This window comes from Streptococcus henryi DSM 19005, assembly GCF_000376985.1.
Lineage (GTDB): Bacteria > Bacillota > Bacilli > Lactobacillales > Streptococcaceae > Streptococcus > Streptococcus henryi.
Genome location: NZ_AQYA01000027.1, coordinates 23,155 through 35,181, shown reverse-complemented (window position 1 = coordinate 35,181; position 12,027 = coordinate 23,155). Strand labels below are relative to the sequence as shown.

11 protein-coding genes are annotated in these 12,027 nt (G+C 37.1%); 4 read left to right on the top strand and 7 right to left on the bottom strand.

Translation table 11 applies throughout. The features are described from left to right. Positions 1-74: 74 nt before the first annotated feature. The 5 genes from F601_RS0103280 to F601_RS0103260 form a co-directional block, all read right to left on the bottom strand. Positions 75-866 carry a putative ABC transporter permease gene (locus tag F601_RS0103280; RefSeq protein WP_018164242.1) on the bottom strand — a complete coding sequence of 264 codons (792 nt, stop codon included), beginning with the start codon at positions 864-866 and terminating at the stop codon, positions 75-77. Between the two features lie 172 nt (positions 867-1,038). Next, on the bottom strand, positions 1,039-1,635 hold the full coding sequence (gene yihA / locus F601_RS0103275) for a ribosome biogenesis GTP-binding protein YihA/YsxC (protein WP_018164241.1): 597 nt from the start codon (positions 1,633-1,635) through the stop codon (positions 1,039-1,041). Between the two features lie 9 nt (positions 1,636-1,644). Further along, positions 1,645-2,874, bottom strand: coding sequence for an ATP-dependent Clp protease ATP-binding subunit ClpX (gene clpX, locus F601_RS0103270; protein WP_018164240.1), 1,230 nt, complete (start codon positions 2,872-2,874; stop codon positions 1,645-1,647). Between the two features lie 206 nt (positions 2,875-3,080). Further along, positions 3,081-3,575, bottom strand: coding sequence for a dihydrofolate reductase (locus F601_RS0103265; RefSeq protein WP_018164239.1), 495 nt, complete (start codon positions 3,573-3,575; stop codon positions 3,081-3,083). 169 nt (positions 3,576-3,744) lie between these two features. After that, the gene (locus F601_RS0103260) at positions 3,745-4,584 is read right to left on the bottom strand and encodes a thymidylate synthase (protein ID WP_018164238.1); all 840 of its coding nucleotides are present in this window, start codon (positions 4,582-4,584) and stop codon (positions 3,745-3,747) included. A 483-nt stretch (positions 4,585-5,067) separates the two neighbouring features. Between F601_RS0103260 and F601_RS0103250 the strand changes: the two genes are divergently transcribed. The 4 genes from F601_RS0103250 (at position 5,068) to trhA (ending at position 8,730) form a co-directional block, all read left to right on the top strand. Continuing rightward, a complete protein-coding gene (locus F601_RS0103250; protein ID WP_018164236.1) occupies positions 5,068-6,240 on the top strand; it encodes a hydroxymethylglutaryl-CoA synthase in 1,173 nt (390 codons plus the stop codon). Beyond that, positions 6,233-7,510 (top strand): hydroxymethylglutaryl-CoA reductase, degradative, encoded by a 1,278-nt coding sequence (locus tag F601_RS0103245; protein ID WP_018164235.1) that lies wholly within the window; start codon positions 6,233-6,235, stop codon positions 7,508-7,510. Before F601_RS0103250 ends, F601_RS0103245 begins: the two co-directional genes overlap by 8 nt. Before the next feature lie 127 nt (positions 7,511-7,637). After that, complete coding sequence (locus F601_RS0103240) at positions 7,638-8,084, top strand: DUF1836 domain-containing protein (RefSeq protein WP_018164234.1); 447 nt, start codon at positions 7,638-7,640, stop codon at positions 8,082-8,084. Continuing rightward, the gene (gene trhA / locus F601_RS0103235) at positions 8,074-8,730 is read left to right on the top strand and encodes a PAQR family membrane homeostasis protein TrhA (RefSeq protein WP_018164233.1); all 657 of its coding nucleotides are present in this window, start codon (positions 8,074-8,076) and stop codon (positions 8,728-8,730) included. The genes F601_RS0103240 and trhA overlap by 11 nt, the downstream gene beginning before the upstream one ends. A 131-nt stretch (positions 8,731-8,861) precedes the next feature. Here the strand turns inward: trhA and lplA are convergent, their stop codons facing one another. Both lplA and F601_RS12625 read right to left on the bottom strand, forming a co-directional pair. Further along, complete coding sequence (gene lplA / locus F601_RS0103230) at positions 8,862-9,851, bottom strand: lipoate--protein ligase (RefSeq protein ID WP_018164232.1); 990 nt, start codon at positions 9,849-9,851, stop codon at positions 8,862-8,864. 149 nt (positions 9,852-10,000) lie between these two features. Then, a complete protein-coding gene (locus F601_RS12625; RefSeq protein WP_155979150.1) occupies positions 10,001-11,866 on the bottom strand; it encodes a CAP domain-containing protein in 1,866 nt (621 codons plus the stop codon). Positions 11,867-12,027: the final 161 nt, after the last annotated feature.

The following is a 12,027-nucleotide window of genomic DNA, read 5'->3' as shown; positions in this document are numbered from 1 at the left end:
TCTTTGGATTTTCAATAATTAGAGCGCTTTTTCTGAAAATAATTCATGAAAAAGGGGTAAAAATGTGGTCTTTACTAGTCTTGCATCTTCTTTTTTAGTTTTACAAGCTGTTTTCTAAAATCTGTTAAAATTGGAGCATCTTCTAATTTAAATTTCTGATAATTTTTCAGCAATCTTCTTTGATTGAGCCGAATGGTTTTCAGATTATTCTCCTTAATGAATTCTTCAATATGCTGTTTAAAGTCATCAAATTTTTGATTAAAAAGCTCAGCTTGTTTTTCAACTGTATCAGAGTTGCTCTGTATGGTTTGTCGAATTTTTTCTAATTCAACTCCAACTTGATTTTCAAAAGCCAGGGCAAACTGACGTAGTGCAAACGTCTCTTTAATTGTCCACATAAAATCAATCATCATTACTAAAAATATAGCAAGAGCAACTATTTTCTTATGGGGCAATGAGAATGACATAAGGTAAGGTTGAACAATTTTTACTAGGAAGAGAACACCAACTCCCCAAAAAAGAGAAATAGCTGGTGCTACTCGTCCTTTAATATTACCTTTCAGATTACTATAATCCCATAATTTCAAATGGAAAATTGTCTCCAGCAGCCAAGCTGCAAAGTACTCAAAGAGCGTTGTGATGAGGAAACCACTAATAAACAAGTAGATCAATCGATCTTGGAACGGTTCTGTCAAAACTAATATTGTAGTTACTGCGAAGCCATAGACAGGACAATATGGTCCCATCAAAAAGCCTCTATACACAAAATGCTTCTCAAGTAAAGAACAATAGAACGTCTCCCAGAGCCAACCAAGAAATGCATAAATAAAAAAGAATATGACCAAATCAGCAAGTGAATAAAGCATCTCTATCCACCTTTCTAAGTTCTAAGAACATATTTTTATGATACTCAAACTTCTTGTGTAAGAAATAGAATGGCTTTATTATAAACCTTTAGAATTTCAAATGCAAAAAATCATAATAAAAAGAGTCTAGATTAGCCTAGACCCTCATTCTTTATATGAAATCAAATGAAACTTAAATTTGTTCTAAAATGGTGTCCCAAGATTCATCAATTCCAATTCGTTCAACTGAAGAAAAGATGATAAAGTTATCAGTCTTATCAAAGTTAAGTTTCTTCTTAATAGCTGATTCATGCTTATTCCATTTTCCTCGAGGAACTTTGTCAGCCTTAGTTGCGACAACAATAACTGGAATTTCATAGTATTTAAGGAATTCGTACATTTGGATGTCATCAGCACTTGGGTCATGACGAAAATCAACCAAACTCACAACCGCCCTAAGATTATCACGGGATGTTAGGTATTCCTCAATCATCTTACCCCACTTGGCACGTTCAACTTTTGAAACTTTAGCGTAGCCATATCCAGGTACATCAACAAAACGAATCTTACCATCAATATCGTAAAAGTTTAAAAGCTGAGTCTTACCAGGTTTACTTGATGTACGAGCTAGATTCTTTCGTCCTAATAAAGTATTGATAAAACTTGATTTACCAACGTTTGAACGACCAGCTAAGGCAATTTCTGGCTTGTCATCTTGTGGGTAATGTGACTTATTAGCTGCACTGAGGAGTAGGTCAGCATTATGTGTGTTTAAATACTCTTCTGCCATGTGACCTCCCTAAGCAATTTCTAAAATTGGCTTTTCTTTGCCTTCAACAGCTTCTTTGGTAATACGAACCTTAGTCACTTCTTCCTGACTTGGAACTTCAAACATGATATCTAGCATAGTTTCTTCGATAATTGATCTCAACCCACGCGCACCTGTCTTACGTTCAATTGCTTTTTCAGCAATCGCAAGAAGAGCGTCGTCATCAAAATCCAATTCAACGCCATCATATGACATTAAGGTTTGATATTGCTTAACAAGAGCATTACGAGGTTCAGTCAGAATACGTACAAGGTCATCAGCTGTCAATTGTTCTAAAGCAGCAACAACAGGCAAGCGTCCAATAAACTCTGGGATAAGACCAAATTTTTGGATATCTTCAGAAATAATTTCTTGCATGTAAGACGCATCGTCATCGATTTTACGGCTAGTTTGCCCAAAACCAATTACTTTTTCACCCAAACGTTGTTTAACAATATCTTCAATGCCATCAAAAGCACCACCAACGATAAAAAGAATATTCTTAGTATCGATTTGAATCATTTCCTGATTAGGATGCTTACGACCACCTTGAGGTGGCACACTTGCTACAGTGCCTTCAATAATTTTAAGAAGTGCTTGTTGAACACCTTCACCTGAGACATCACGCGTAATTGATACATTCTCACCTTTTTTAGCAATCTTATCAATTTCATCGACATAAATGATGCCACGCTCAGCACGTTCAATGTTAAAATCAGCTGACTGGATCAATTTCAAGAGAATGTTTTCAACATCTTCACCTACATAACCAGCTTCAGTCAATGATGTCGCATCAGCAATTGCAAATGGGACATTGAGACTCTTAGCCAAGGTCTGAGCCAAGAAAGTTTTTCCTGAACCAGTTGGACCAATCATTAAAATGTTTGATTTTTGAATATCAACATCGTTATCATCACGACTTTCAGTGAAGCTGACACGTTTATAGTGATTGTAAACTGCTACAGCCAAAGCACGTTTAGCACGATCTTGTCCGACAACATATTCATTAAGCGTCGCAAGAAGTTCTTTAGGTTTTGGCACCTCTGCCAAATCTGATAGAACTTCCTCAGCCATTTCTTCCTTAATAATTTCTTGTGACAACGCCACACATTCATTACAGATAAACACACCGTTTCCTGCAATAATTTTTCTTACTTCGTCTTGATTTTTACCACAAAACGAGCAGTATACTTTAATATCATTCGTTCGATTACCAGCCATGGTTTCCTCTAAATTCTATTCTTTTTAAAATAATGTGCCATAAAAGGCATGAATGCTATTCACAAGATTAGTGAAGGCGTTTAGGAGTAAAAGCCAACCGAGTCCATAGCGCTTCTTGCGAAACGCCGGAATCGCAGTCAACACGCAAATAGCACAGAGAAAGGCAGTGAAAACACCAAAAATACTTCTTTGCATATCATCCTTTCTTACTTTTCAAATACAGTTACTGTGAAATCGTAGGCATTTTTATCATCTTTTTCATGAAAAGTCTGATTAACCTCATGTAAAGCTGACAAATCAATGTCTGGAAAATAGGTATCCCCTTCAAACTTTTCATGTACAGATGTTTTAATGACACCATCATAGTATTCAGCAAAGGCTTGATAGATACTTGCCCCGCCAACGATAAAGAGCGACTTTTCCTGACTATTGTACCAATCCAATGCTTCTTGCACACTGTTAACAACAATAACACCCTCAGCTTCGAAGTCATTATCTCTTGTTAAAATCAAAGTCTGACGACCAGGAAGGATTCGACGGTTCATTCCATCAAAAGTCACGCGCCCCATCAATAAAACCTGTCCCATAGTCGTTTCTTTAAAATGTTGCAACTCTTTAGGTAAGCGCCAAGGTAGTCTGTCGTTGGCTCCGATGAGATGATTGTCATCTTCAGCCCAAATAGCAATTATTTTTTTTGTCATTTTAATACTCTTGGAAATAGCAGAGCTTTTTCCTTTTGACACCAAGAAAAACCAGCTAACAGCCTGTTAGTTGTTTTACACCTTGAAATGCCTTATCCTCTCTGAAATATCACTTCTAAAGTCATTTTATCAAATTTCTACAAAAAATGCAGAGAAAAAAACATCAGATTTAGATTGCCAAATCAAATTTAAGTTGAGGTTTTACTGGATTATAGTCCACTAACTCAAAATCATCAGCTTTAATGTCGAAAAAGTTTGTACCATCAGGTACATTTAGAACTAAACGAGGTAAGCAATCTGATGGTTCACGTCTTAACAATTCTTCAGCCTGTTCAAACTGATTATCGTAGATATGAAGGTTGTTAATAAAGTAGAAGAACTTTCCAACTTTCCAGCCAAAATGTTTAGCAATCATCATTTGAAGAGCAACATATTGCATGGCATTGATATGGTGTGCAACAAGCATATCATTTGAGCGTTGTGTCAACGTCGCATCCAAGTATATTTCACCATCAACACGACGGACATCAAACATAGTTTGAAAAGCACATGGCAATAGTCCTGCAGACTCCTCAAATGCTTCATAATCCCATAGCGAGATGACATTACGTCGATTCCAAGGATTGTCTTCTAATTGTTTGAGAATCTTGTTGATGATATCATGTTTTTTAACGACAGCACCATAACGCTGCCCGATCGTACGACTATCTCCTACTTCCCAATCATTCCAGTAATGAACATTGTACTTTTCCTCAAGAACATCCAAACTATTTGATTGATCTTGATAAATCCAAAGAACTTCTTTAATTGCTGACTTAATAGCGATTGGTCGAAGTGTTGTAATTGGAAATTCTCCTTTATTCAAATCATATTCGGCAAAAGATCCTGTGATATATTTTGAATTAGCCACTGTTCCATCTTTGTATTTAGGACGGGCTTGTTCAGACCAAACGCCTTCGGTCAAAATTTTTGAAATATTTTCCTTAAAAATAATATCAGCTTTTGTCATGCTTATCCTCTTTACTAATGAAATACTTTAAAAACAGAGCCAATCACACAAACCAATTTTATTATTAATTCATTTGATACTCTACATATTTTTAAAGACCACCAAAGTATTTTACCCGAAAACATAAAAAAAAGCGAGAAAAAAAGCCGAATTTCTAAATAGAAAGCTTTTTTCTCACAACTTTATGTTCTATAATTCTAATAACCATTTTTCCATAAGGTTAATAAAGGATTTTATATCCATAATCATATCGTTAACAACATATCTCATTTTTAAATAATTCATTACTTTTCTCCTTGGTAATTGTCTTTCCTATATTCTATCAAGTAAGTTGAAATACTAACATGACATCTTTGTCATGTAAATCAGGCCAACTACTTTGATACCTGAAATAATCGTGCTTTTTGTCCAATCTTTTTGTAACTTTATGGTAAAATAGAGGTTAGGCATGATTAATATTTCATTAAAAAGAAAGGTTTATACATGAAAATCGGTATTGATAAAATAGGTTTTGCGACCTCTCAATATGTGCTTCAAATGGATGATTTGGCACAAAGTCGCGGAGCGGATCCAGAAAAATTTAGTAAAGGTCTGCTTTTAAATGCACTTAGCATTTCACCTATCACTGATGATATTATTACACTTGGCGCCTCAGCTGCTGATAGTATTTTAACTGAGGAAGACCGTGCAAGTATTGATATGGTTATTGTAGCAACTGAATCTTCAGTTGACCAAAGTAAAGCTGCTGCTGTTTATGTTCACAGTCTTCTCGGTATTCAGCCTTTTGCTCGTAGTGTTGAGATGAAAGAAGCATGTTATAGTGCAACTGCTGCACTTGATTACGCTCGACTACATGTCGATAAGCATCCAGAAGCAAAAGTGCTTGTTATCGCCTCTGATATTGCTAAATACGGTGCAGAAACACCAGGTGAGTCCACACAAGGTGCTGGTAGTATTGCTATGTTAATCACACAAAATCCACATATTCTTGAGTTAAATGATAATACACTTGCTCAAACAAGAGATATTATGGACTTCTGGCGCCCAAACTATTCAACTACACCTTATGTTAATGGCATGTATTCAACTAAACAATACTTGGATATGTTAAAAACAACTTGGCTAGAATATCAAAAACGCTTTGAAACTTCTCTCACAGATTTTGCAGCTTTCTGCTTCCACTTACCATTTCCCAAGTTAGCTTTAAAAGGTTTTAACAAGATTATGGATAAGAGTTTACCAGCAGAACTCCAAGAGAAACTTCAAGAGAACTTTGAAAACTCAATACTCTATAGTAAACAAATTGGAAACATCTACACTGGATCACTCTTTTTAGGTTTACTATCATTATTGGAAAATAGCCAAAACCTTGTAGCAGGCGATCAGATTGCTTTCTTCAGTTACGGAAGTGGGGCTGTTGCAGAAATTTTCACTGGAAAACTTGTTAAAGGTTTCCAAAATCAATTAAAAGCTAGCCGACTGAGGAAACTTAAAGAACGCATTGTCTTATCTGTAGAAGAATATGAAAAAATCTTCTTTGAAGAAGCTATATTGGATGAAGCCGGAAATGCTAACTTTGCAAACTATAAAACTGGACCTTTCGCTTTGAAAGAAATCCGTGAACACCAACGTATTTATGGGAAAGTAAATGACTAAAGTAAATTGGACAGGTTTTTCTAAGAAAAGCCCGCAAGAACGTATTGAACATCTGAAAAAGAATACACTTTTAACCAGCAATCGCTTGCAAGATTTGCAAGCTAATAAACTGCTGGGTCTTGAAACTGCCAATCAGATGGCAGAAAATGTTCTAGGAACATTCTCGCTTCCTTTTGCTACTGCTCCTGATTTTCTTATCAATGACAAAGACTACTTGGTTCCAATGGTGACTGAAGAACCATCTGTAGTAGCCGCAGCAAGTTTTGCAGCAAAGATTATCAGACGTTCTGGCGGTTTTCAAACTCATGTTCATGACCGTAAAATGATTGGTCAAGTTGCTCTCTATGATGTTCCTAATGTGAAAATGGCAGAGCAGAAGATTTTGGACAGTTCAGCTCTGCTATTATCCCAAGCTAATGAAGCTCATCCTTCTATCATCAAACGTGGAGGCGGAGCGCGTGACATTAGGGTAGAAGCAAAAGAGGAATTTCTGATTATCTATCTCACAGTCGACACACAAGAGGCTATGGGCGCTAACATGGTAAATACTATGATGGAGGCACTTGTTCCAACTTTGGAAGAATTATCTGAGGGGCAGGCTCTCATGGCTATTCTTTCTAATTATGCAACAGAAAGTCTGGTTACCTCAGAATGTTCAATTAATCTTCGTTTCCTTAGCAGAAATAAGGAGGAAGCACAAAATCTGGCCCGTAAGATGGAACTAGCTAGCCGCTTGGCACAAGTTGATGTCTATCGTGCTAGTACCCATAACAAGGGAATCTTTAATGGTATTGATGCAGTCGTCATGGCGACTGGAAATGACTGGCGTGCTATTGAAGCCGGTTGCCACGCCTATGCCAGCAGGGATGGTCAATATCGTGGTTTATCTAATTGGATTTTTGATGAAGAAGCTCAAGTTTTAAAAGGTAGCTTGACTCTTCCTATGCCTATTGCTACCAGAGGTGGATCAATTGGGCTAAATCCAACTGTTCAGATTGCACATGATTTGTTAGGTCAGCCTCAAGCGCGTGAATTGGCTGCGGTCATAGTTTCTCTTGGTTTGGCACAAAATTTTGCAGCGCTAAAAGCCCTGACATCAACTGGCATTCAAGCTGGTCATATGAAACTACAAGCCAAATCTCTTGCGCTCCTTGCTGGTGCCAGCGATTCTGAAGTCGGTCAGGTTGTTAGCCAACTTCTAGAAGCTAAGCATCTGAATCAGGAGACGGCGCAGGCCATTTTACATAAACTAAGAAATATCAAAAACTAGGTTCAATTCCCTAGTTTTTTTGTTGTTTCAAGTATTTGTTCTATAAATGACAATTTCTACTTGCTATATTTTTCAATAATGTTATAATCTAGTTATCGATACTAGATGAAAGGTTATTTGATATTTTATGCCGACGCCATATCCAAAGTGGGAAGAACTCCCTGAGATTGACTTGTATCTTGATCAAGTTCTACTCTACGTCAATCAGGTGACTAGCTCTGCTATTTCCCAAAATGACAAACTCTTAACAGCCTCTATGGTTAATAATTATGTTAAACACGGGCATTTGAGTAAACCACTAAAGAAAAAATATAATAGGAGTCAGGTAGCGCGTCTTATCGTTGTGACAGCTCTTAAAAACGTTTTTGCTATTCAAGAGATTTGCCAAACATTAGAGCTCCTTACAGCAGCAAACGGTTCTCAAGAAAGTTATGATGGATTTGTTACTTGTATGAATGACGCAGGAAATGAGCAACTCCCTGAGGTAGTTGTCTCAGCCTGTGAGACTTTAAAACTTTATTATAAAACACATGAATTAGTTGAAAAACTCGGAGGTAAGACGAATGAAAACTAGCATGACTATGAAATTAAGCAAACGATTATCTTTTGGCGAAGAGGTGGCAAACAGTGTGACTCACGCGGTTGGGGCTGCAGCAATGCTAGTACTCCTTCCTATAACCGCAATATATAGTAACCAACATTTTGGTCTTTCAGCGGCGGCTGGGATGTCAATTTTTGTTATCAGCCTCTTCCTTATGTTCCTATCATCCACTATCTATCATTCTATGCAGTATGATTCTCCCCAAAAATACGTCTTACGTATCATTGATCATAGCATGATTTATATTGCAATTGCGGGTTCCTACACACCAGTTGCATTGTCTTTAGTTGGTGGCTGGCTAGGTTATCTTATTATTCTTCTCCAGTGGGGAACAACCATCTTTGGTATTCTTTACAAGATTTTTGCCAAGAAAATCAACGAAAAATTCAGTCTTTTCCTCTATCTTTTCATGGGTTGGCTGGTAATCTTCGTTATTCCTGCTATCATCAGTAAAACTGGTGCGGCATTCTGGCTCCTCATGGTTGCAGGCGGACTATCATACAGTATCGGTGCTATCTTCTACGCGCGTAAACGCCCATATGATCACATGATTTGGCATCTCTTCATCCTTTTGGCTTCTGTCCTACAGTATATTGCTATTGTCTATTTCATGTTGTAAAATAGCAGAGCTTGAAGTTTATAAATAAAATAAAGAAAAAGTTCAAACCCTTTAGTCTTATTTGACTAATCTGAGTTTGAACTTTTTAGATTTTATAAGATACTTATCTCAATTTCTGTGATATGTTTATTTTAAGCTACAATTGCTTTAGCTACTTCTTCGACAGTCATACGTGAGAAGTATTGTGTCGTATCAATAGTTTTAAGTTTTTCAAGAACATCAGTATATTCATAGCGTGTTCCAATGAGCAATCCTTCAATGTCTTCTACGCCACGTACACCAAAGAAGTCTCCATAAATTTTGATAGTCTTGATTATTGAATTTTCAACATTAGCATAGGTTGTAATCTTTCCTGCTGGATAACGGACATCACGTTCAATTGTATATTCAGGTGCCGCTCCGTAAGTCCAATCCCAAGTGTTAAATTGTGATTCATATGACTCTTGAATTTTAGCCAAATCATTATCGGTCAAAACGTACTTAGTCATATCTGGATAAGTTTCTTTCATTTTATCCAAAATCTTATCAGAAAATTCTCCAACTGTAATCTTTTCTGGTAACTCACTCAAGATATTAGTCACACGAGCACGAACTGACTTAACCCCTTTTGATTCAATTTTATCTTTTGAAACTTTTAAGGCATTGCCAAGAACAGTCATATCAACATCAAAGAGAAGGCAGCCATGGTGCATCATGCGCCCTTTGTAGTATGCTTGAGCATTTCCACAGAATTTCTTACCGTCGATTTCAAGATCGTTTCGACCAGTAAACTCAGCCTTAACACCTAAATCAGCTAGTGTTTCAATAACAGGTTGGGAGAAGGTTTTAAAGTCAAAGGCACCTTCTTCTGATTTATTTGAAATAATTGTGTAGTTAAGGTTATTCAAATCATGGTAAACAGCACCACCACCTGACAAACGACGAACAACATGGATACCATTCGCATCAGTATATTCTTTATTGATTTCTTGAATTGTATTTTGATGCTTACCAATGATAATAGCTGGTTCATTAATCCATAGGATGAAAAGTTCATCTTCATCGACTAATTCACGAAAAGCATAAGCTTCTAAAGCAATATTGTAAGCAGGGTTATTAGATTTGTTAATGATATATTTCATAGTTGACTCCTGTAAAATGTTAGAAAACACCTTGGAAGTGCTTTCTTATATTATAACAAAATGAGTCAAATTCATGAAAGAATTTGACTTTTAATAAGATTATTTGATTACCTGGTGATAGCACTAGGCGTTAATTCCAAGGTTCTCTTTTATTGGTACCAGGCAATGTTTTCGAATTTCCATCCTTGTTTTTTTAGCTCTTCAACTTCATCTACGGAACTGGTGTAATAATGATAACCAAGTTCTTTTGAATACAATCGGTAAACGGCTTGCCCTTCAGTAGGTGCGTACCATGCTATCCCTTGGTATTCCCAACCAATAGACTCAAGTATTTCTTTTTCAGTCTTATTTGTTGTGTAGAATATCTCACCAGTGTTTGGGTTTTTAAGCTGATAGACAGCTATCACATCGAAAACCTTGTTAACTTCTGCAAAAGTAGTATAATGCGATGCTTTAAGAGATGAATCGTGAACATTAACTAACTCAAGTGTTTTAGGCCTATCAAACATCTTAGATTGAGCTTTCTTGCTTAAATAGATTAATGCCTGTAAATCAGTTTGATGCTCTGTAAGGTGTCCAACAATCATCATCTTACCATTTTGAGCTGATGTGGCAACAGTTTCCCAGATAACATTTTCTTGACTGAAAACTCCATCACTCCAGATAGCCGTCACTGTTTCTGGAAGAATAACTTGATCTAGACTTTGAACTTCTTGTTCAAGCGTAGCAATTTGTGTGATGGCCCGAACAGTAACCTCCTCAGAATATGTCACTCCTGCAAGGTTTACAGATATCCTAGCCTGCCCTGCTGATTTTCCGAAAAATTGGCCGTTATCAGAAATACTCACCACACTAGGATTGGAACTACTCCATGCGAGATCAGTAAAACTTGTTGGAATTGCCCCCGATTGAAAGCCTGAGACTAGAAGACTTCCAGTTAAAATAGCATTTGCTTCTTGTCCAACTTCAAGGGTTGAAGCACTCAGATTTAGGCTTACATCAACGGTATTACTAGCTGAAACTTCGACTGACTGTCGGAATTTTCCAGATAAATAAGTTTGCGCTTCACTCAGTTCGGATTCTGTGGCAAACTCCTGAGCAGTTGTCGTGAAGAAATGCCCAGAATCTGTATAAAAGGTCGCAATACCGACATACTGGAAATAGGGATTTATAAGTGTGATGTAATGTCCAATCTGATCCGGTGCACTACCTGTTTCTAAGTAGGTTAAAAAATCTGGTTTTTCTTCATAAAACTGTTCTGTCGCTCGATGAGTACTTGACTCAGTACGTCGAAAATTCCAAGCTAGATTCTCACCGCTTGCTTGTAAATCATTTACTGTCGTTGTAAATGTATAACTATCATTTGGTCGTGTGTGTGATTGCTTGAAGGTCGCTTCTGCCGCTCGTATTTGAGCAATTTGCTCCAAGTCATATGACCATCTAAGTGGAACATAGGTATCTACAAGGCCCTCATCAAAAGCCTCTTGTCGAATAGCATTAATCCGTGTTAATAATGCGTCAGGATCAACCGAAAGAAAGCTACCATCAATTGTAGCCATTGTCGTTGTCGCAGTTGATTCAGCAACATCTGTTTGGCGCAATGGCAGAGCTGTATCAGGAAATTCTTCACTTGTTGTTACTGGAGCCACTGGATTTAAATTATTAGAATTAGTCTGAATATCAGGAGCTGGCGCATCAAACTCGCCATCTAGACTTGCCACTGTGACAGCTTCATCTGAACTGACTGAAGTCTCTGGCGCAATATTATCTTGAATGGTTTGAGTCTCTTCAGTAGCAATGTCCTCAACAGAATTCGCCTGAGAATAGTAACTACTGCCATCTGAAAATTCACTATCAAGTGCTTCACTACTGGTTTCTATAACAGTAATAACTTCTGAAGATTCAACTTGGTCAGCAGTTACAACAAGCTGCCCAAAGGTGACACATACTCCAATAAGGGCGGAAACCAGAATACCCTTACACTTTCTCATTCCAAAAACTTGATTTCTATCCATGACATCACCTTCCACTGTTTCTCTTTATTCTATTAAATCATGATTGAAGAAATTAGACAAGGATAATCCTTAAAGCTGGCAAATAAAGTCATGACTATAACAATGCTCTTGAGCCTCAAAGTGAGATTTCAATATTCTGACACTAACTTCGCTAGCATTAT

Bases quoted from the DNA above. Each gene is read 5' to 3' on its own strand.
- F601_RS0103280 (WP_018164242.1), bottom strand. From the start codon at position 866: ATGCTTTATTCACTTGCTGATTTGGTCATATTCTTTTTTATTTATGCA.
- yihA (WP_018164241.1), bottom strand. From the start codon at position 1,635: ATGGCAGAAGAGTATTTAAACACACATAATGCTGACCTACTCCTCAGT.
- clpX (WP_018164240.1), bottom strand. From the start codon at position 2,874: ATGGCTGGTAATCGAACGAATGATATTAAAGTATACTGCTCGTTTTGT.
- F601_RS0103265 (WP_018164239.1), bottom strand. From the start codon at position 3,575: ATGACAAAAAAAATAATTGCTATTTGGGCTGAAGATGACAATCATCTC.
- F601_RS0103260 (WP_018164238.1), bottom strand. From the start codon at position 4,584: ATGACAAAAGCTGATATTATTTTTAAGGAAAATATTTCAAAAATTTTG.
- F601_RS0103250 (WP_018164236.1), top strand. From the start codon at position 5,068: ATGAAAATCGGTATTGATAAAATAGGTTTTGCGACCTCTCAATATGTG.
- F601_RS0103245 (WP_018164235.1), top strand. From the start codon at position 6,233: ATGACTAAAGTAAATTGGACAGGTTTTTCTAAGAAAAGCCCGCAAGAA.
- F601_RS0103240 (WP_018164234.1), top strand. From the start codon at position 7,638: ATGCCGACGCCATATCCAAAGTGGGAAGAACTCCCTGAGATTGACTTG.
- trhA (WP_018164233.1), top strand. From the start codon at position 8,074: ATGAAAACTAGCATGACTATGAAATTAAGCAAACGATTATCTTTTGGC.
- lplA (WP_018164232.1), bottom strand. From the start codon at position 9,851: ATGAAATATATCATTAACAAATCTAATAACCCTGCTTACAATATTGCT.
- F601_RS12625 (WP_155979150.1), bottom strand. From the start codon at position 11,866: ATGGATAGAAATCAAGTTTTTGGAATGAGAAAGTGTAAGGGTATTCTG.